Source organism: Pseudomonas sp. IPO3747, from assembly GCF_013385245.1.
GTDB lineage: Bacteria > Pseudomonadota > Gammaproteobacteria > Pseudomonadales > Pseudomonadaceae > Aquipseudomonas > Aquipseudomonas edaphica.
Map to the genome: position 1 here is coordinate 102,764 of NZ_JACAQL010000026.1, position 20,958 is coordinate 123,721.

Genomic DNA, 20,958 nt, shown 5'->3' on the forward strand with positions numbered 1-20,958 from the left:
CCTTGTCCCTCTCTTAGCCCGTCCGTGGAGCTGCTTTGGTGGTAACTGAAATCGCTTCCCGCGACCGTCTGCAACCGTCCCTGCTGGACCGGCTGACCGACGATGACCCGACCAACCTCAAGGAAAGCGCCGACAAACGCGTGCTGTCCCTGACCCAATTAAAAGCCTCGGTGCTGCGTGACCTGGCGTGGTTGCTTAACACCACGTCGCTCCTCGACGCCGATGCCACGTTGCACACCCCGGCTGGCACATCGGTGGTCAATTACGGCCTGCCTGCGCTGGCGGGCAACAGCGTTTCCAGTGTGGATATCAAAGCCCTGGAAGCCTTGATCTACCAGGCGATTGCCACTTTTGAACCACGTATTTTGCGCCACACGCTGCGCGTAAAAGCCCGCGTGGGCCATGGCGAGATGAACCACAACGCGCTGAGTTTCGAGATTGAAGGCGACCTGTGGGCGCAGCCGGTGCCGTTGCGCCTGCTGCTGCAAACCGACCTCGACCTGGAGTCCGGGCATGTGCGTGTGGTCAATGCCGACCAGCGGAGGCGCCCATGAACCCGCGCCTGCTGGAGCTGTACAACCAGGAACTGCACCACGTGCGCGAAAGCGCCGCCGAGTTCGCCAAGGAATACCCGAAGATCGCCAGTCGGCTGACGTTGTCCGGCATGGACTGCGCCGACCCGTACGTCGAACGCTTGCTCGAAGGCTTTGCCTACCTGACTGCCCGGGTGCAGCTCAAGCTCGACGCAGAGTACCCGACCTTCACCCATAACCTGCTGGAAATCGCCTACCCGCACTACCTGGCACCCACGCCGTCGATGACCGTGGTGCAAATGCAGACCGACCCCGACGAAGGCTCGCTGGCCAGTGGTTTCCTATTGCCGCGCGACACAGTGTTGCGCGCCGCCTTGGGCCGCGAAACCCAGACCTGCTGCGAGTACCGCACCGCGCACCCGGTGACGCTGTGGCCGTTGCAAGTCAGTAATGCTGAGTACTTCGGCAACCCCGCCGCTGTGTTGGGACGCCTGGCCGCCAGCGAGCCCAAAGCCAAAGCCGGCCTGCGCCTGACTCTGCGCACCGGCGCCGAATTACCCTTCAACAGCCTCGACCTCGATAACCTGCCGCTGTACCTCAGCGGTGCCGATGAGCAGCCGTTTCGGCTCTACGAACAGTTACTCGGCAACGCCTGCGCCGTGTTTGCTCGCAAACCCGGTGGTGATTGGGTCGAGCGCCTGCCGCAAGACACGCTGCGCTCCCGTGGTTTTGACGATGCCGATGCGGCCATGCCGGTGGTGGCGCGCGCGTTTCAGGGTTATCGGCTACTGCAGGAATACTTCGCCCTGCCCCACCGCTTCCTGTTCGTTGAATTCGCGCAGCTGAGCCGTGCGGTGAAACGCTGCGACGGCCAGGAGTTGGAGCTGATCGTGCTGTTCGACCGTCACGAGCCGAGCCTGGAAGGCAGCGTCGGCGCGGCCCAGTTCATGCCGTTCTGCACGCCGGCGATCAACTTGTTTCCCAAACGCGTGGACCGCATTCACCTGTCGGACCGTGTCAACGAACACCATGTCATCGCCGACCGCACGCGGCCGATGGATTTCGAAATTCACTCGTTGAGCGGCATCACCGGCCATGGCACTGGGCCGGAGCAGCCGTTCCTGCCGTTCTATGCGGTGCGTGATCCATCGCGTTATGGCCGCGACCAGGCGTACTACACCCTGCGCCGTGAACCTCGCGTGTTGTCCAGCGACCAACGCCGTAACGGCCCGCGCTCTACCTATGTGGGCAGCGAAACTTTCGTCAGCCTGGTCGACAGCCAGCAAGCGCCGTACCGCCATGATTTGCGCCAGCTCGGCGTGACCGCGCTGTGTACCAACCGCGATTTGCCGCTGTTCATGAGCGTGGGCAACGGCAAGACCGACTTCACCTTGGCCGACAGCGCGCCGGTGTTGTCGGTGCGCTGCGTGGCCGGGCCGAGTCGCCCGCGTGCCAGCCATGCCCATGACGCCAAGGCCTGGCGCCTGATCAGCCAGTTGTCGCTCAACTACCTGTCGCTGAGCGAACAAGGCCAGGGCGCCGGCGCCTTGCGCGAACTGTTGCGCTTGTATGGCGACAGCAACGACGCGGCGCTGCAATTACAGATCGAAGGTTTGCGTGAGGTCAGCAGCAAAGCGGTGACCCGGCGCCTGCCGATGCCCGGCCCGATCGTATTTGGGCGCGGTCTGGAAATCACCCTGGAATTCGATGAAAACGCGTTTCGCGGCACCGGCGTGTTCCTGCTCGGTGCGGTGCTGGAACGCTTCCTGGCACGTTATGTGTCGATCAACAGCTTTACCGAGACGGTGATCCGTACCACCGAACGCGGCGAGATCATGCGATGGAAAGCCAAGCCCGGTCGACGTCCGACCCTGTGAACACACTGGATGCGATGCATCAGGAGCCCTGGGAATACGATTTCTTCCAGGCGCTGCGACGTATCGAGTGCGAATCGCCAGCGCTGCCGCGCCTGGGCCATTCCCTGCGCCTGGCCGATGACCCGCTGCGCCTGGGGCAGCAGGCGGACTGCACCTTCGCACCGGCCACATTGGCCTCGGTCGACCCTGGCGGCGATGGCAAACCAGCGCGGCTGGAGCAATTCTTTTTCGGCCTCGGCGGCCCCAACGGCCCGTTGCCGCTGCATATCACCGAGTACGTGCGCGAACGCCAGCGCAACAACGCCGACAGCACCAGCAAACAGTTTTTGGATGTGTTCCACCATCGCCTGCTCAGCCTGTTTTACCGGGCCTGGGCCGAGGCGCGACCGACCGTCAGCCACGACCGCCCGGATGATGACTACTGGTCCGCGCGCCTCGCAGCGCTGTGTGGTCGAGGCATGCCGAGCCTGCTCAACCAGGGGTTGATTCCGGATACCGCGAAGCTGCACTACAGCGGTCACCTGTCGGCGCAAACCCGCTACCCGGACGGCTTGAAGGCCATTCTCAGCGAGTACTTCGGCCTGCCGGTAGAGATTGAAGAATACGTCGGCCAGTGGCTGGAACTGCCAGAGCGCAGCCGCGTGAGTGTCAGCGCCAACCAGTTGGGCGTGGACTTTTGCCTGGGCAGCCATGTGTGGGATCGCCAGCATAAATTCCGCATCCGCCTCGGCCCGCTCAAGCTGGACGATTACATGGGCATGCTGCCCGGCAGCCAGCCGTTCAACGAGCTGGTGGCGTGGGTGGCCGAGTACCTGGGCCATGAACTGGACTGGGACTTGAACCTGGTTTTGCAACAACCCGAAGTCCCAAAGCTGCAACTTAATGGCCAATTCCGCCTGGGCTTCAACACCTGGCTCGGCCAACCCGAGCATGACGCCAACGACCTAATCCTGGCCCGGCATTACGCCGATCACGCCACTACCTCAAGGAATCCAGAGCATGGGTGAAATCAGTCGCGCCGCACTGTTCGGCAAACTCAACAGCGTGGCCTACAAGGCCATCGAAGCCGCCACCGTGTTCTGCAAACTGCGGGGCAACCCGTATGTGGAACTGGCCCACTGGTTTCACCAGTTGCTGCAACTGCAGGACTCGGACCTGCACCGTATCATCCGCCAGTTCAACGTGGAGCCGGCGCGTCTGGCCCGTGACCTGACCGAAGCGCTGGACCGCCTGCCGCGTGGTTCGACGTCGATCACCGACTTGTCGTCGCATGTGGAAGAAGCGGTAGAGCGCGGCTGGGTCTATGGCAGCCTGATGTTCGGCGAAAGCCAGGTGCGTACCGGCTACCTGGTGCTGGGTATCCTGAAGACGCCGAGCCTGCGCCATGCGCTGCTGGGCTTGTCCGCCGAGTTCGACAAGATCAAACCCGAAGCCTTGAGCGAGCGTTTTGACGAATACGTCGGCGACTCACCGGAGAATGCGTTGAGCGCCAGCGATGGCTTCAACGCCGGCGTGCCTGGCGAAGCCAGCGGTGCCATGGCGCCGAGTGCGATGGGCAAGCAGGAAGCGCTCAAGCGCTTCACCGTCGACCTGACCGAACAAGCGCGCAGTGGCAAACTCGACCCGATCGTGGGGCGTGATGAAGAGATCCGCCAACTGGTGGACATTCTGATGCGTCGACGTCAGAACAATCCGATCCTCACTGGCGAAGCCGGCGTGGGCAAGACCGCTGTAGTCGAAGGGTTCGCCCTGCGCATCGTCGCCGGTGACGTGCCGCCTGCGCTCAAGGATGTGGAACTGCGCAGCCTCGACGTGGGCCTGCTGCAAGCCGGTGCCAGCATGAAGGGCGAGTTCGAACAGCGCCTGCGCCAGGTCATCGAAGACGTGCAGGCTTCGCCCAAGCCGATCATTCTGTTTATCGACGAAGCCCACACCCTGGTAGGTGCCGGTGGCGCCGCCGGGACTGGCGATGCCGCCAACCTGCTCAAGCCTGCACTGGCCCGTGGCACCTTGCGTACCGTGGCCGCCACGACCTGGGCCGAGTACAAAAAACACATCGAGAAAGACCCCGCGCTGACCCGCCGCTTCCAGGTGGTACAGGTGGCCGAGCCGTCGGAAGACATAGCGCTGCTGATGATGCGCGGCGTGGCCTCGACCATGGAGAAACACCATCAGGTGCAGATCCTCGATGAAGCGCTGGAAGCCTCGGTGAAACTGTCGCATCGCTATATTCCGGCGCGCCAGTTGCCGGATAAATCCGTGAGCTTGTTGGACACCGCCTGCGCCCGCGTCGCCATCAGCTTGCACGCCGTACCAGCCGAAGTGGACGACAGCCGCCGTCGCATCGAAGCGCTGGAAACCGAGCTGCAAATCATCGCCCGCGAGCATGCCATCGGTATCGCCATTGGTGCGCGTCAAACCAATAGCGAAACCTTGCTGAGCGCCGAACGTGAGCGCCTGGCGACTCTGGAAAGCCGCTGGGCCGAAGAAAAAACCCTGGTTGATGAGCTATTGGCAACTCGCGCGACCTTGCGCGAAAAAGCTGGCGTGGTAGACAGCGGCAACGATGAGTTGCGCGCCCAACTGCTCGACCTGCAACAACGCCTCACTGCGCTGCAAGGCGAAACCCCGCTGATCTTGCCGACCGTGGATTACCAGGCCGTGGCCTCGGTGGTCGCCGACTGGACCGGCATCCCGGTGGGCCGCATGGCGCGCAACGAGTTGGAGACAGTGCTCAACCTCGACCAGCACCTGAAGAAACGCATCATCGGCCAGGACCATGCCTTGCAGATGATCGCCAAGCGCATCCAGACCTCCCGCGCCGGGCTCGATAACCCAAGCAAGCCGATTGGCGTGTTCATGCTCGCCGGCACCTCGGGTGTGGGCAAGACCGAAACCGCCCTGGCCCTGGCCGAAGCCATGTACGGCGGTGAGCAGAACGTCATCACCATCAACATGAGCGAGTTCCAGGAAGCCCATACCGTGTCCACACTCAAGGGCGCGCCACCGGGTTACATCGGCTACGGCGAAGGCGGCGTGCTGACCGAAGCGGTACGGCGTAAACCCTACAGCGTAGTGCTGCTGGACGAGGTGGAAAAAGCCCACCCGGATGTACACGAGATCTTCTTCCAGGTGTTCGACAAGGGCGTGATGGAGGACGGCGAAGGCCGGGTGATCGACTTCAAGAACACCCTGATCCTGCTGACCACCAACGCCGGTACCGAGCTGATTTCCCACGTGTGCAAAGACCCGGCGAACATCCCGGAGCCGGAAGAAATCGCCAAGGCGCTGCGCCAACCGCTGCTGGAGATTTTCCCGCCGGCACTGCTGGGCCGTCTGGTGACGATTCCGTATTACCCGCTGAGCGACGAAATGCTCAAGGCGATTACCCGCCTGCAACTGGGCCGCATCAAAAAGCGCGTGGAGAACACCCACAAAGTCGCCTTCGATTACGACGACGCTGTGGTCGATTTGATCGTCTCGCGCTGCACCGAAACCGAAAGTGGCGGGCGCATGATCGACACCATTCTCACCAACAGCCTGCTGCCGGACATGAGCCGTGAGTTTCTTACGCGCATGCTCGAAGGCAAGGCACTGGCGGGTGTGCGTATCAGCAGCCGGGATAATGAATTGCACTACGACTTCAGCGATTGACCTGACGAAACGCAATTCAACTGTGGGAGTGGGCTTGTGTGGGAGCTGGCTTGCCTGCGATAGCATCACCTCAGTGCGCCTGCCACACCGAGGTGCCTGCATCGCGGGCAAGCCCGGCTCCCACACAAGCCAGCTCCCACAGTTGGATTCGGTTTCTTCAGTTATTTAGGTATTTACGGGACTACCGATGCTATTCAACCAAGCCTCACGCCTGGCCAAGATCACCAGCCCGCTCGGGCCGGATGTGCTGCTGCTCAATGAAATGGGCGGCGGCGAAGAGCTGGGCAGGTTGTTCAACTATGAGCTGCGACTGACCTCTCTGGACGCCAACATCGACCTTAACCAGTTGCTGGGCAAGCCGATGAGCGTTGGCGTGCAGCTGGCGGACGGTGGCGAGCGGCACTTCCACGGCATCGTTGCGCGTTGCAGCCAGAATATCGACCAAGGCCAGTTCGCCAGTTATCAGGTGACCCTGCGCCCATGGTTCTGGCTGCTCAGCCGCACCTCGGACTGCCGGATTTTCCAGAACCTGAGCATCCCGCAGATCATCAAGCAAGTGTTCCGCGACCTGGGCTTCTCCGACTTCGAAGACGCGCTGAGCCGCCCTTATCGCGAGTGGGAATACTGCGTGCAGTACCGCGAGACCAGCTTCGATTTCGTCAGCCGCTTGATGGAACAGGAAGGTATCTACTACTTCTTCCGCCATGAACAGGACCGTCATGTGCTGGTGTTGGCCGATGCTTATGGCGCCCACACCACGGTGCCGGGCTATGCGTCGATCCCGTACTACCCCAAGGACGAGCAGCAGCGCGAACGCGACCATATGCACAACTGGCACCTGGCGCAGGAAGTGCAGCCTGGGTCGCTGGAGCTTAACGACTACGACTTCCAGCGCCCCAGCGCCAGTATCGACGTGCGCTCGGCCATGCCGCGCCCGCACACCGCCGGCGACTACCCGCTGTACGACTACCCCGGCACCTACGTGCAAAGCGCCGACGGCGAACACTATGCGCGCACCCGCATCGAAGCCCTGCAAACCCTGCATGAGCAGATCGAGTTCAACGGTAATGCGCGGGGCTTGGGCTCAGGCCATTTGTTCAGCCTCACCGGTTTCAGCCGCCAGGACCAGAACCGCGAATACCTGATCGTCGGTTGCCGCTATGCCATCGTCCAGGAAAGCCTGGAAAGCGGCGGCGGCTCGGGGTCGGCGCAGTTCGAAAGCAGCCTCACCTGTATTGACGCCCAACAAAGCTTCCGACCGCTGGCCAGCACCTATCGGCCCATCGTCAAAGGCCCGCAGACTGCGCTGGTGGTCGGCCCCAAGGGCGAGGAAATCTGGACCGACCAGTACGGCCGCGTGAAGGTGCACTTCTACTGGGACCGTCACGACCAATCCAACGAAAACAGCTCGTGCTGGATTCGTGTGTCGCAGTCCTGGGCCGGCAAGAACTGGGGTTCGATGCAAATCCCACGGATCGGCCAGGAAGTGATCGTGAGCTTTCTGGAAGGTGACCCGGACCGCCCGATCATCACCGGCCGTGTCTACAACGCCGAACAGACCGTGCCTTACGACCTGCCGGAAAACGCCACCCAGAGCGGCATGAAAAGCCGCTCCAGCAAAGGCGGCACGCCGGCCAACTTCAATGAAATCCGTATGGAGGACAAGAAGGGGCTGGAGCAGCTGTATATCCACGCCGAGCGCAATCAGGACATCGTGGTGGAGGTGGATGAAAGCCACTCGGTGGGGCATGACCGCAACAAGAGCATTGGGCATAACGAGACGGTGATGATTGGTAATAACCGCACGCGCATGGTCAAGCAGGAGGATGTGCTGGTGGTGGGCCAGCGCAAGACCGACAGCATCAGCCAGAGCTACGTGATTGAAGTGGGGGAAAACCTGCGCCTTGTGTGCGGCGAAAGCATCCTGGAGTTGAATGCCAGCGGGCAGATCAACCTCACTGGGGTGAATATCAGCTTTTATGCCAGCGGCGATGCAGAGTTCAACACCAAGGGCGTACTGCACCTGAACAACGGCCACGGCCCCGGCGCCACCCCCGAGGGCCAGGGCAACAAAAAAAGCATCGACGCCAATATAAAAGCGGTCTTCCCCGCGCCTAAAAGCTCCTGACGAGACCTGTTTGCCATGACGTACCGAATCAACGAATTCCAGTTTCAACTGCCGACCACCGAGCTGCTGGACGCGACGATCAATATCCTCAAGTTCCCCGAGCTAGGCACCTCCTTGATCATCAGCCGCAGCATGCTCACCGAAGGCGAAACCCTGCACAGCAACTTCGACGACCAGCTCAAGCGTCTGGAAAAACAGGTGCAGGACTTGCGCTGCCAGCCCGGCATCGATGTGCGCCTAGGTGCGGCACAGGAAGTCGACGCTATCGAGCTGCGCAGCCAGTTCAACAAGGGCAATGACAAGGTTTTCCAGTATCAGCTGGCGTTGGTAATACCTGGCACCCGCAAGATGCTCGCCTTGAGTTACGTAAAGGCGCAGGCGCTCGGCGATGCCGAGGCGGCGCACTGGGCATTGATAAAAAGCTCGTTGTCGTTCGACGCCATTTCTTGATGAGCCACCTGTATGTCTGACCCGTTATGGGCAGCCCGGATGGGCGATGCGCTGTCCCACACTTCGATGATGGCGGACATCCTCGGCGGTGTGCTGGAGGTGGCGGCCAATATCGCGATCACGGCTGCGGCGACGGTTGCCGTGGTGGCGGTCACCGGTATCACCGTCGCCACAGGCGGGCTTGGGTGCATCCTGCTCGGCGCGGTGGTGGGCACGATTGTCGGCCTGCTGATGAGCAAGAGCGGAGCAGACAAAGGGCTGACCCATTTATGCGACGCTTTTAGCAACGCCCTGTTTCCGCCCACGGTGCAGGCGAACATTCTCACCGGCTCCACCAACACCCTGACCAACAAGATGCCAGCCGCCCGCGCTGCGGGAGCAATCAGCTCCCATGTCGAACCGGCCGGTACCGAGCTGGAAGCCCCCCCGCCCGCACCAGAACCCAGCTTCCTGGACATGGCCGAGGGGTTCTTCTCGCAGATGTGGCGTCCTACCGTTGCCACCCCTGCGCCAGGCGCTGTGCCCAAGCCGTTGGACCTGGTGGTGTGTATGAAGCACCCGCCCATGCCGCCGCAGTTTCTGGCCGAGGGGTCGGAAAAAGTCACGGTCAACGGCCAACCCGCCGTGCGCAGTGGTGATCGCAGTACCTGCGATGCGACGGTGGTGTCGTCCGGGCTGATTTCCTCCAACGTGACCATTGGTGGCGGTTCGGTGGTGGTGCGTGAGATTCGCAGTGGCAAGACGCCCGGAGTCGGGCTGGCGGTTGCAGCGCTGTTGATGCTCAAGGGTGGCAAGGGCAAGTTCTTCAGCAAGTTGCCGTGCATGTTGGTCAGCGGCGCGACGTCGATGGCCATCAGCAGCGCGATGGGCGCTGCGGCCAACGCCGCGATGGGCTCGTCGAATCCGGTGCATGCCGCGACGGGCGCGAAGGTACTGGGTGATGTCGACGACCTGGATTTTGTGCTGCCGGGTATCCTGCCGATTGACTGGCAGCGCTTCTACAACAGCCGCGATGAACGCCCGGGCAGCCTGTTTGGCGCCGGTTGGAGCGTGCCCTACGAGGTGTGCGTCGACATTCAGCCGCATCCCGAGGGCGGAGAAACGCTGGTCTATACCGATGAGCAGGGGCGGCCCATCGACATGGGCTCGATTCCGTTGGGCGGCGCGGTGTTCAGCGCCGGTGAAGGGCTTGCGGTGCGGCGACACCTCAATGGGCAATTGCTGATCGAAAGCGACGACGGCATGTACCGCTTGTTCGAAGCTGCGCCAGCAAACCCGTCGCAACTGCGTCTGAGCCAACTGGGTGATCGTAACGACAACCGCATCTACCTCGACTATGACGAAGCCGGCCACCTGGTGCGCCTGCGCGATACGTTCGATCTGGTTCAGGTTGAGCTGATCCGCGATCAGGGCTATCTGAGCCGCATCGAACGCCTGTACCCGGATCAACGTCGCGAAGTGCTGGTGAGCTACGGCTACGACGCGGCGGGCAATCTGGCGCAAGTGCGTGATGCAACCGATCAAGTGCAGCGGCGTTTTGCCTACGATGCCGGGCGCCGAATGGTGGAGCATCAATTACCCACCGGATTGCGCTGTTTCTATGAGTGGGCGTTGATCGAAGGCCTGGAATGGCGCGTGGTTCGGCATTGGACCGATGAGGGCGACGCTTACCAGTTCGACTATGACCTGCAGGCTGGCCTCACGCGCATCATCGACGGCCTGCAGCGCGTGAGCACGCGGTACTGGAATACTCAGCATCAGATCATTCAGTACAGCGACAACCTCGGCCAGACTTGGCTTTTCGAATGGAACGACGAACGTCAGTTGCTCAGCGCGACTGATCCGCTGGGTGGGCGCTATGAGTACAGCTACGACGAGAGCGGCAACGTAATCGGCGAAACCGACCCGTTGGGCCGTAGTGATTCGACCTTGTGGCTGGAGCATTGGGCTTTGCCGCTGGTGGAAACCGACGCTGCCGACAACAGCTGGCAGTATCGCTACGACCCTCGCGGCAATTGCATCGCCGAGACCGATCCGCTGGGCTATATCACCCGTTACCGCTATGACGCCCACGGCCAGCCAGTAGAAATCATTGATGCCACTGGCAAAAGCAAACAACTGCGCTGGAATCCGTTTGGGCAGTTGGTCGAACATATCGACTGCTCGGGCTACCCGACGCGTTTCAGCTACGACGACCGTGGCTATTTGCAGGTCATCACTGATGCCTTGGGTGAACGCACGCAGTTCAGCTACGACGCCCAGGGGCGTTTGCTCAGCAGCCAATTACCGGATGGGCGCACCGAGCAGTATCAGCGCGACGCCAGCGGGCAGTTGGTGGGCTACACCGACCCCGCCGGGCACACCACACTCTACCAACACAACCGGCGAGGCCAGGTACGCCAACGCACCGATGCCCATGGGCGGCAAGTGCAGTTTGGGTATGACAGCTACGGGCGGTTGCAAGCGCTGGTCAATGAGAACGGTGAAAGCTATCGGTTTGCGTGGGACGCCGGGGATCGGCTGACCGAGCAGCAAGACCTCGACGGCAGCGCCAAACGCTACGACTACGACTTGCTCGACAACATCACGACGGTGACTGCTCATCCTGCACCTTATGGCAATGGACTGGCGGTGGTGCCCGAGACGCCACCCGCGCCCATCGTTCATCGGCTGGAGCGTGATGCGGTCGGCCGACTGGTCGCCAAAACCACCGACGATGGCCGCACCGACTACCGCTACGATGCGGTAGATCAGCTCACGGCTGTGACCTTCACTGATCTGCAAGGCAATTCCCAAGCCTTGGGTTTCGCCTACGACGCTGTCGGCCAGTTGCTTGCCGAACAGAGTGAAGGTGGCAACCTGCAACACCACTACGACGAACTCGGCAACCTGATCCAGACCCAGCTGCCGGACGGCCGCTGGCTCAACCGCCTGTACTACGGCAGCGGCCACCTGCACCAGATCAACCTCGACGGCCAGGTCATCAGCGATTTCGAGCGAGACCGCCTGCACCGCGAAGTGCTGCGCACCCAAGGCCAGCTCAGCACCCGCAGCGAATACGACCGCAGCGGCCGCCTGCGCTCGCGCCAACGGCGTCTTGCGGCTCAGCCATCGTTGATGCCGGCGACAGCGCAAAAACAGTTCGAATATGACCCCGCCGACAACCTGATCGGCAAACTCGACCAGCAACCCGCCGCGCAACATCGCCAACTGCTGCACTACGACGCCACCGGCCGCATTATCGCGAGCCAGGACAGCCTGCATGGGCAGCGCGAAACCTTTGCCTACGACGCCGCCGCCAACCTGCTGGATGGCCCGCGCGCAGGCGCCGGGTTGGTGGTGCATAACAAGCTGCTGACGTATCAGGACAAGCGTTATCGCTACGATGCGTTTGGGCGGATGATTGAAAAGCGCAGCGCCAAACGTGGGCTGCAGCGGTTTGCGTATGACGCTGAGAGCCGGTTGGTTGAGGTGCGTAATGACGATGGTAGCGTGGTCAGGATGGCTTACGACCCGCTGGGGCGCAGGGTTGGGAAAACCGAGCATGACGGTGATGGTTGTCCGCTGGGGGAAACGCAGTTCATGTGGGATGGCCTGCGCTTGTTGCAGGAGCATAAACACAGCCAGACCAGCCTGTACGTTTATGAGGATGAAGGCTATCAGCCTCTGGCTCGCGTGGACGGTGCCGGGCCGTTGCAGAAGATTCGTTACTACCACAACGACCTGAATGGGTTGCCGGAGCAGTTGACCGAGGCTGATGGCCACATGCTCTGGCAGGCGACTTATCGGGTGTGGGGCAACACGCTGGAAGAGGTGCGTGAGCCTTATTACATTGAGGAGCAGAACCTGAGGTTTCAGGGGCAGTATCTGGACCGGGAGACGGGGCTGCATTTTAATACGTTCAGGTTTTATGATCCGGATATGGGACGGTTTACGACGCCGGATCCGATTGGGTTGCAAGGTGGCCTGAATCTCTACTTGTACGGCGCAAATCCCTTTACTTGGAGCGATCCACTAGGCTGGGTTCAAACACCGCTGAACAAACCTGGTTTTTATGTATACGGACTCTACGCCCCCAATGCCAAAACACCGTATTACATTGGTCACACAGAGCAACTTCCCGCCGCACGTGAAAAACAGCACGACAGGTCCACACGTCTCGGAAAAGGGGAGCTTAAAGTGTTGAAGGGCCAGGATGGCAAGATGACTTACACTCAAGCCAAGGGCTATGAACAAGCGTATCGCGAGAAATACAAAACGAAGGGCAAATTCCCAGGCAACGTCATTGAACCCATTAATAAAGGCCGCACTGATGCGCGTGGAAAATCTCACTATAAAAACTATAAAGTTGCGGCGAAGGCGCTGGGCCTCAAACCAAGCAAAGTCAAATCCTGTACATAAATGAGGCCATTGCATGAAAACCCTGAAGTCACCTAAACCGGGCGATCTTTTTTATATCCCGGCCCTCAATTCTTCAGATGAGACTGGGTTTGTTATTGCCCGCTATATCGAGCTCATTCCCCCTGCGCTGGGGCATCTGATCGAGGTTTTTGCGAAATTTTATACGCAAATACCCGTGTCATTGAGCGAGGTAGACACCTCCACACGTCTGTTCCGACCGATTTTCTGCAGCATGCTTTTCTCGGAAATTCCTCGATGGAAGATCCTTTTCAGTGATCCGGACTACAAAAAAGAGTCCTCTGGATATGACGAAATTCAATTCGCGTTCGAGTCAGAAATCTGGGTAGGCGGTGTCAGCAAGCCCGCTACAGAGCAACAGCTGAACAACATTGAGCCATCCATCTGCTGGCGCATGCATCACATTATTTTCAGGGTGATCGCACACTTACGTGGAGCGATCTCTGATGCTGAGCCGATGGACTATGAGAAGTTACCCCCCGACTTGCGCATTGATAGCACCATCGCCTCAGAACGAGTAAATAAGGCCGCACTCAGCGCACAAGCATTATTCGCCGCCCAATAAAAACGGGAGAAAAGAGGGCAGGTTTTATGGCTATACCGACCCCGCCGGGCACACCACGCTCTACCAACACAACCGGCGTGGCCAGGTACGCCAGCGCACCGATGCCCATGGGCGGCAGGTGCAATTTGGTTACGACAGCTACGGGCGGCTGCAAGCGCTGGTCAATGAGAACGGTGAGAGCTATCGGTTCGCATGGGACGCCAGGGATCGGCTGACCGAGCAGCAAGACTTCGACGGCAGCGCCAAACGCTACAACTATGACTTGCTCGACAACATCACCGCGGTGACTGCTCATCCTGCACCTTATGGCAATGGACTGGCGGTGGTGCCCGAGACGCCACCCGCGCCCATCGTTCATCGGCTGGAGCGTGATGCGGTCGGCCGACTGGTCGCCAAAACCACCGACGATGGCCGCACCGACTACAGCTACGATGCGGTAGATCAGCTCACGGCTGTGACCTTCACTGATCTGCAAGGCAACGCCCAGGCGCTGGGTTTCGCCTACGACGCCCTCGGCCAGTTACTTGCCGAACAGAGTGCCGGTGGCAACCTGTAACATCACTACGACGAACTCGGCCACCTGCACCAGATCAACCTCGACGGCCAGGTCATCAGCGATTTCGAGCGCGACCGCCTGCACCGCGAAGTGCTGCGCACCCAGGGCCAGCTCAGCACCCGCAGCGAATACGACCGCAGCGGCCGCCTGCGCTCACGCCAACGGCGTCTTGCGGCTCAGCCATCGTTGATGCCGGCGACAGCGCAAAAACAGTTCGAATATGACCCCGCCGACAACCTGATCGGCAAACTCGACCAGCAACCCGCCGCGCAACATCGCCAACTGCTGCACTACGACGCCACCGGCCGCATCATCGCCAGCCAGGACAGCCTGCATGGGCAGCGCGAAACCTTTGCCTACGACGCCGCCGCCAACCTGCTGGATGGCCCGCACGCAGGCGCCGGGTTGGTGGTGCATAACAAGCTGCTGACGTATCAGGACAAGCGTTATCGCTACGACGCGTTTGGGCGAATGGTCGAGAAGCGCAGCGCCAAGCGAGGGGTGCAGCGGTTTGCGTATGACGCGGAAAGTCGGTTGGTTGAGGGGAAAAATGGGGACAGATTTATTTCTCATCTCACTCTAGCTCTTAAATAAATGCGTCCCCTTTTCCGCTAACACCTACCCTGCAACAACAACGGAAAAGGAGACAACTTTATTAAACTCAGCAAAATTAAATAAATCTGTCCCCTCCTCCCTTTCTTAAAAAATCTTATTCCGCATCATCCTCTTTATCGATTTCCTTGGCAGCTTTCAATTTTTTAACCATTGTATTCATATACTTGTAGCGCTGCTCAATAGTCTCTACACGAGACTTATCTGTCGGTGCTTGCGAAGATTCAGGTTCGGAATAGGGGCAGTAGACAAGTCCGTATCGTTCAGCGATGCCTTCCATCTGCCCCTCTATTGTGTCCATCCTCTTCTCAAGGCCGGTCAATCGCGCATTGATGTCGGTTGACGCCGCGGGGTCTTTACCTACCGCGTTAGCGTCTGCCCCTTCGTTGATGGACAGAATGGTGTTGGCCAATAACTCTGTTTTTATTTCAGCACCTTCCAGGCGTGCTTCTATTTTTTGTTGATCTGTCGCGGACGGATCTACAGTACTCTTTGTTCCGTCTACGTTCTTTTTCTCTGCGCCGGGCATTTTCGATTGCGCGTCAATTCTATCCGTCATGGCTTTCGACGTTACATGCTGGGCAACGCTGAGTGGAAGGTTGATCAGGGTACTTACACCCGCCTCAACGAACGAGTTTCGCGCCTGAGTGGCCAGTGAGGAGGCAATGGGAGGGAACTGCAAAGCGCCAACAGCCCTGGCGGTATTGGCAGCACTCGCAACACTGCTTGGCCTACTCGCCGAGGGTGCGGGCCTAGGTGGTTTAGGTGGCGTTAGCGGTTTTGGCGGTTTGAGTGGCCTTGTTGCAGGTATTCTGGGGCGAAACCTAAAACCCCTGATCGTTCTATTACTATGCTCCTCAGCGGTACCTTCAGGGTAAGCATTTGGATCTAATGTATGCGCGCCCGGTTTAGTCGGTTGGGAGGACTGATCGAGTAGTCCTGGTGGCACCGGTAGTTTTGGTTGTGCCACATCGACGTTAGTCAGGGGCGGAAGGAGGGGAACATAGGCTTGATTGGATAGTTTCATTTTTTCTCCAAGTAAGTTATCGACTTAAGGAGGGCTCCCTGCAACCTCAGCCTATACGTGGTTGCATAAAGCAAAACCGTTCCAACTCAAATAGCAGCCTAACTCCGTACGCGTGACTGCTGCGCTGAATCTGAACATTTAAATAGTTATAAAAAACATCGAGACGACCCGTTGCTTTGCCCCCCACCTTTAGAGCCATTGAAGTGCCGGTGCCATCACCCGCTTTAACGACGCCCAACAAAAATGGGCACCCAACCCAGTCGGCGTGCCCATTTTCTTACCAACCCGCCTCCCTTCAGACGGTCCTGCTATTACGGGTTGACGCTGTCTTTGAGCGACTTGCCCGGCTTGAATGCAACGGTGTTGCTCGCCTTGATTTTCACTGGCTCACCGGTTTGCGGGTTTTTGCCGGTGCGGGCGCCGCGGTGGCGTTGCAGGAAGGTGCCGAAGCCCACCAGGGTGACGCTGTCCTTGCGGTGCAGGGCGCCGGTGATTTCTTCGAGAACGGCGTTGAGGACGCGGTTGGCCTGCTCTTTGGTCAGGTCTGCTTTTTCTGCAATAGCGGCTGCGAGTTCTGGTTTACGCATAAGTGAAGCCTCTTTGACGGTTTTTTGTTGTTATGTCCGTGCTGCTCTCTGGTGGAGCAGCGCCCAAGGCGCCGCAGGCTCTACTCTGCGGCAGACGGGAGTGAGGATGGCATGCCCTCGCACGCTCCGCCAGTCTCGCGGCGACCTTTCTGGGGGTAAGAAGGTGCTGATTCCGACAGAACGACCGGCATTTACGCCAGCAATGGCGGAAGTTCTTTGTTAAGGACAAGTTTTTCCATGACGGCGCTGCCGGTCAGCGCATAACCCAGCAGGCGGCCGCTGGCGTCGCGGCACAAGGCCTTGATGTCGGCGCCCTGCCCTTCGACGCTCCACACGCCTTCGGTGCCGCGTGGCGGCGGCGATACCACCAGAGGGCAGATCGGGGTTTTGACGGTGATCGGCATCGGCCCATAGCTGACGGCGGTGGCGTTGCCGGCAAGGGTTTGGGCCAGGGCGCGGGCGCAGCTCATCAATGGCATCACGTACAGCAGGTTGAGGCCATCGACCTCGGCGCAGTCGCCCAGGGCGTAGATGTTGGCGTGGGAGGTCTTGAGGTGGCGGTCCACCATGATTCCACGGTTGATCTGCAGGCCGGCGGCAGCAGCCAGGTCCACGCGCGGACGCAGGCCGATGGCCGAGACCACCAGGTCGCAGTGGATCACTTCACCATCCGACAGGTGCGCTTCCAGGCCATCCGCCGTGCGCTGCAAGCGGTTGAGCACCGGGCCCAAGTGGAACCGCGCGCCGAGGCCTTCCAGCCCGGCTTGCACAGCGCCAGCCGCTGCTGGGTGCAGCAGAGTCGGCATGACTTGCTCGCAGGGTGCGACCAGATCAATTTCATAGCCGCCAAGTATCAGGTCGTTGGCGAATTCACAGCCGATCAGGCCCGCGCCCAGCAGCAGCACACGGCGCTTACCGGCAGCAGCGGCACGGAAGCGTGCGTAATCTTCAAGGTCATTGATCGGGAAAATCAGTTCCGCCGCATCGCCTTCTACCGGCACGCGCACGGCTTCTGCGCCCCAAGCCAGGATCAGGTCGCGGTAGGCTACCGCTTCCTCGCCGATCCACAGGCGTTTGTGGCCCGGGTCGATGCCGCTGATGCGCGTGTGGGTGCGCACTTCGGCCTTGAGTTGCTCGGCCATGGCGCCCGGTTCAGCCATGCTCAGGCCATCGGCTTCCTTGTTCTTGCCAAAGCCGGTGGAGAGCATGGGCTTGGAGTAGGAGCGCCCGTCATCCGCAGTGATCAGCAGCAACGGGGTCTCGCTGTCGAGCTTGCGAAATTCCCGGGCCACGTTGTAACCGGCCAGCCCTGTGCCGATGATCACGACAGGTGCGTTCATTCCTTTCTCCTTGTAGTACGTTTCTTAAACCGATGTTTAGCCGATTTCGATCATTTCGAAATCCATTTTGCCCACGCCGCAGTCCGGGCACAGCCAGTCTTCCGGGACGTCCTGCCACAGGGTGCCCGGTGCGATACCGTCATCCGGCCAGCCGTCTTTTTCGTCATAGATCAGGCCGCAGACTACACATTGCCACTTCTTCATTACTTGCTTCCTCAGGGTCCAGGCATCTTGGCCGACGGTCGATAGACCAACGTTGCCGTGCGGCTCAGGGCGTTTTGTACTGATCGAGGCCGGCAGATGCAAGCATGTTCGGCGCAAACGGCCGGTTCAGCCCGGCAAAAGTTCAGGACGCCATGGTAAGCTCGCCGCCTCTTTTACTGCCAAAACTGACTCACCGTGCCGCACTCAATCGCCTGTCCCGATGCTTGCCAATGGCTGACCCAGAGCCTTCTGAGCCCAATGCCCGCGCCATTGACCCTCAACTGGCTGTTCGACGAAGGCTCGCTGACGCGCCGGCTTACGTGGCTGTCCAACGACGGCTTCAGCGTGACGCCACTGTTCGAAGGCTGGCAGCCACTGCGCGAGGATGAATGTGCAGCGCTGGGTATGGCCCCGGCCACGGTCGGCTGGGTACGCGAAGTGTATTTGCGCGGGCATGGCCAACCGTGGGTGTTTGCCCGCAGCGTGGCGGCGCGCAGTGCCTTGCAGGGCGATGGCTTGCACATGGACGAATTGGGCAGCCGTTCGCTGGGCGAGTTGCTGTTCTGCGATCAGGCCTTCACTCGCCAGGCGATCGAGGTATGCCATTACCCACGGCAATGGCTGCCGAGCGCCGACCAGGCCAATGGCCTGTGGGCGCGCCGCTCGCGCTTTGATCGCGGGCCGTTGAGCGTGCTGGTCGCGGAAATTTTCCTGCCCAGCTTCTGGCATGCGCTGCATGACCATCCGGAGAACTGCTGATGTATCAACGTCTGCTCAAGTCCTTGAACCGCCTGAACCCCAGGGCGTGGGATTTCATTCAGTTGACCCGCATGGACAAACCCATCGGCATTTACCTGCTGTTGTGGCCGACGCTTTGGGCGCTGTGGATTGCGGGCAAGGGCTCGCCGTCGTTGCTCAATATAGTGATTTTCGTGCTGGGCGTGGTGCTGACCCGCGCCGGCGGCTGCGTGATCAATGACTGGGCCGACCGCAAGGTCGACGGCCATGTGAAACGCACCGAGCAACGGCCGCTGGTGAGCGGCAAGATCAGTTCCAAAGAGGCCTTGGTGTTTTTTGCGGTGCTGATGGGCATCAGTTTTCTGCTGGTGCTGCTGACCAACGCGACCACCATCCTACTGTCCTTGGGCGGCCTGGCGCTGGCGGCGAGCTACCCGTTCATGAAGCGCTACACCTATTACCCACAAGTGGTGCTGGGCGCGGCGTTTTCATGGGGCATGCCGATGGCATTCACTGCCGAGACCGGGCATTTGCCGGCCACGGCGTGGCTGCTGTACATCGCCAACTTGCTGTGGACGGTGGGCTACGACACGTATTACGCGATGACCGACCGCGATGACGACTTGAAGATCGGGGTGAAATCCACCGCCATTCTGTTCGGCGATGCGGACCGCGTGATCATTCTGACCCTGCAAGGTTTATCGCTGGTGTGCCTGCTATTGGCGGGGCAGCGGTTCGAGCTGGGTGGCTGGTTCCATCTGGGGTTGCTGGCGGCGGCGGGCTGTTTTGCCTGGGAATTCTGGTACACCCGGGACAAGGATCGGATGAAATGCTTCAAGGCGTTTTTGCATAACCACTGGGCGGGGTTGGCGATTTTTGTCGGGATTGTGGCGGATTACGGGTTTCGGTAAGTCAGTGCTGACGCCATCGCGGGCAAGCCCGCTCCCACATTTGGAACGCATTCCCCTGTGGGAGCGGGCTTGCCCGCGATGGTTTCAGCCGCACTGCGTGGTCAGGGCTTGATTACGTGCCACGCCCCGCCCTTGCCATCACCGGTCTTGTCACCCGCCTTCTTGTCATCCTTGTAGGTGTAGACAGGCTTGCCTTTGTAAGCCCACTGACTGGTCTGGTCGTCGCGGGTAATGACTGTCCAATCACCCATCGACTTGTCAGTAGACTCAGCCTTCAGCGGCGGCCAGTTGGTCGCACACTGGTCTTTGCACACCGACTTGCCGTCGGCATCCTTGTCAAAGGTGTAGAGGGTCAGCCCCTTGTGATCCACCAACATTCCGTCGTGAGTCATCGCCGGCTCCGCCGCAAACGCCAGGCCCGGCAGCGTCAACGCCGCCGATACCAACAGGGCTTTCCATGAAACAGTGCTGTAAGTCATCGGAACCTTCCTTTTGTGGTTGTCAGGATTCGGACCCAAAGGGTAGTCCAGAGTGCCGTGAATTGCCCGATCGTCTAAATTACTGTCACACGACTGCAATAATTCCGTTATCTAATGCGGCGCAAGACAGTTAAATGACAAGAGGATTTTGAGCATGGTTGGCAGGAGCATTCTGATCGTTGACGACGAAGCGCCCATTCGCGAGATGATCGCCGTTGCGTTGGAAATGGCCGGCTATGACTGCCTGGAGGCGGAGAACTCCCAGCAGGCCCATGCCATTATTGTCGACCGCAAGCCGGACCTGATCCTGCTGGACTGGATGTTGCCCGGCACCTCCGGCATCGAACTGGCCCGTCGCCTCAAACGTGACGAATTGACCGGGGATATCCCGATCATCATGCTCACCGCCAAGGGTGAAGAGGACAACAAGATCCAGGGCCTGGAGGTCGGCGCTGATGACTACATCACCAAGCCATTTTCCCCACGTGAACTGGTAGCGCGCCTGAAGGCCGTACTGCGCCGTGCCGGCCCTACCGATGGCGAAGCGCCGATCGAAGTCGACGGGCTGATCCTGGACCCGATCAGCCACCGCGTGACCATCGACGGCAAGCCGGCCGAGATGGGGCCGACCGAATACCGCCTGCTGCAATTTTTCATGACCCACCAGGAGCGCGCCTATACCCGTGGGCAATTGCTGGACCAGGTGTGGGGCGGCAATGTGTATGTGGAGGAGCGCACGGTTGACGTGCACATCCGCCGCCTGCGCAAAGCCTTGGGCGATGCCTACGAGAATCTGGTACAAACCGTGCGCGGCACCGGCTATCGCTTTTCCACCAAAGGTTGAGCCGGCCCTTCCTTTCCTTAACAGCTGACAAGGA

At 60.1% G+C, this 20,958-nt stretch carries 16 protein-coding genes and 1 pseudogene; 12 read left to right on the forward strand and 5 right to left on the reverse strand.

The features are described 5' to 3' along the window. Window positions 1–38: 38 nt before the first annotated feature. The 9 genes and pseudogenes from tssE to HX790_RS27325 form a co-directional block, all read left to right on the forward strand. Complete coding sequence (tssE, locus tag HX790_RS27285) at window positions 39–554, forward strand: type VI secretion system baseplate subunit TssE (protein ID WP_026013585.1); 516 nt, start codon at window positions 39–41, stop codon at window positions 552–554. Further along, window positions 551–2,410: a type VI secretion system baseplate subunit TssF gene (gene tssF, locus HX790_RS27290; protein WP_017135820.1), complete on the forward strand. Its 1,860-nt coding sequence runs from the start codon at window positions 551–553 to the stop codon at window positions 2,408–2,410. The genes tssE and tssF overlap by 4 nt, the downstream gene beginning before the upstream one ends. After that, complete coding sequence (gene tssG, locus HX790_RS27295; RefSeq protein ID WP_017135819.1) at window positions 2,374–3,417, forward strand: type VI secretion system baseplate subunit TssG; 1,044 nt, start codon at window positions 2,374–2,376, stop codon at window positions 3,415–3,417. The genes tssF and tssG overlap by 37 nt, the downstream gene beginning before the upstream one ends. Beyond that, the gene (gene tssH / locus HX790_RS27300) at window positions 3,410–6,064 is read left to right on the forward strand and encodes a type VI secretion system ATPase TssH (protein ID WP_176992507.1); all 2,655 of its coding nucleotides are present in this window, start codon (window positions 3,410–3,412) and stop codon (window positions 6,062–6,064) included. Before tssG ends, tssH begins: the two co-directional genes overlap by 8 nt. Before the next feature lie 187 nt (window positions 6,065–6,251). Next, the gene (locus HX790_RS27305) at window positions 6,252–8,192 is read left to right on the forward strand and encodes a type VI secretion system Vgr family protein (RefSeq protein WP_176992508.1); all 1,941 of its coding nucleotides are present in this window, start codon (window positions 6,252–6,254) and stop codon (window positions 8,190–8,192) included. 15 nt (window positions 8,193–8,207) lie between these two features. Continuing rightward, window positions 8,208–8,642 (forward strand): DcrB-related protein, encoded by a 435-nt coding sequence (locus HX790_RS27310; RefSeq protein ID WP_169988095.1) that lies wholly within the window; start codon window positions 8,208–8,210, stop codon window positions 8,640–8,642. Between the two features lie 12 nt (window positions 8,643–8,654). Beyond that, window positions 8,655–13,043, forward strand: a complete 4,389-nt coding sequence (locus HX790_RS27315; RefSeq protein ID WP_176992509.1) for an RHS repeat-associated core domain-containing protein — start codon at window positions 8,655–8,657, stop codon at window positions 13,041–13,043. A gap of 13 nt (window positions 13,044–13,056) precedes the next feature. Then, complete coding sequence (locus HX790_RS27320) at window positions 13,057–13,626, forward strand: Imm26 family immunity protein (protein WP_017134641.1); 570 nt, start codon at window positions 13,057–13,059, stop codon at window positions 13,624–13,626. A 16-nt stretch (window positions 13,627–13,642) separates the two neighbouring features. Continuing rightward, a pseudogene (locus tag HX790_RS27325) lies at window positions 13,643–14,734 on the forward strand (type IV secretion protein Rhs); the annotation flags it as partial. Between the two features lie 157 nt (window positions 14,735–14,891). On the opposite strand, the gene HX790_RS27330 reads toward HX790_RS27325, so the two are convergent. The 4 genes from HX790_RS27330 to HX790_RS27345 all read right to left on the reverse strand — a co-directional run bounded on the left by HX790_RS27330 (window position 14,892) and on the right by HX790_RS27345 (window position 17,952). Then, window positions 14,892–15,353, reverse strand: a complete 462-nt coding sequence (locus tag HX790_RS27330) for a type III secretion effector protein (RefSeq protein WP_099550244.1) — start codon at window positions 15,351–15,353, stop codon at window positions 14,892–14,894. 779 nt (window positions 15,354–16,132) lie between these two features. After that, window positions 16,133–16,408 carry an HU family DNA-binding protein gene (locus tag HX790_RS27335; protein ID WP_003213368.1) on the reverse strand — a complete coding sequence of 92 codons (276 nt, stop codon included), beginning with the start codon at window positions 16,406–16,408 and terminating at the stop codon, window positions 16,133–16,135. Window positions 16,409–16,599: 191 nt separating this feature from the next. Beyond that, window positions 16,600–17,748 (reverse strand): NAD(P)/FAD-dependent oxidoreductase, encoded by a 1,149-nt coding sequence (locus HX790_RS27340; RefSeq protein WP_176992510.1) that lies wholly within the window; start codon window positions 17,746–17,748, stop codon window positions 16,600–16,602. 36 nt (window positions 17,749–17,784) lie between these two features. Then, window positions 17,785–17,952, reverse strand: coding sequence for a rubredoxin (locus HX790_RS27345; protein ID WP_003213373.1), 168 nt, complete (start codon window positions 17,950–17,952; stop codon window positions 17,785–17,787). 195 nt (window positions 17,953–18,147) lie between these two features. Between HX790_RS27345 and HX790_RS27350 the strand changes: the two genes are divergently transcribed. Both HX790_RS27350 and ubiA read left to right on the forward strand, forming a co-directional pair. Next, window positions 18,148–18,711 (forward strand): chorismate lyase, encoded by a 564-nt coding sequence (locus HX790_RS27350; protein WP_176992511.1) that lies wholly within the window; start codon window positions 18,148–18,150, stop codon window positions 18,709–18,711. Continuing rightward, on the forward strand, window positions 18,711–19,601 hold the full coding sequence (gene ubiA / locus HX790_RS27355) for a 4-hydroxybenzoate octaprenyltransferase (protein ID WP_017135807.1): 891 nt from the start codon (window positions 18,711–18,713) through the stop codon (window positions 19,599–19,601). The genes HX790_RS27350 and ubiA overlap by 1 nt, the downstream gene beginning before the upstream one ends. Window positions 19,602–19,702: 101 nt before the next feature. Here ubiA and HX790_RS27360 read toward each other — a convergent pair whose 3' ends face one another. Further along, window positions 19,703–20,080: a hypothetical protein gene (locus HX790_RS27360; protein ID WP_017135806.1), complete on the reverse strand. Its 378-nt coding sequence runs from the start codon at window positions 20,078–20,080 to the stop codon at window positions 19,703–19,705. A 154-nt stretch (window positions 20,081–20,234) separates the two neighbouring features. Between HX790_RS27360 and phoB the strand changes: the two genes are divergently transcribed. Beyond that, window positions 20,235–20,924 (forward strand): phosphate regulon transcriptional regulator PhoB, encoded by a 690-nt coding sequence (gene phoB, locus HX790_RS27365; protein ID WP_003195617.1) that lies wholly within the window; start codon window positions 20,235–20,237, stop codon window positions 20,922–20,924. Window positions 20,925–20,958 lie beyond the last annotated feature (34 nt).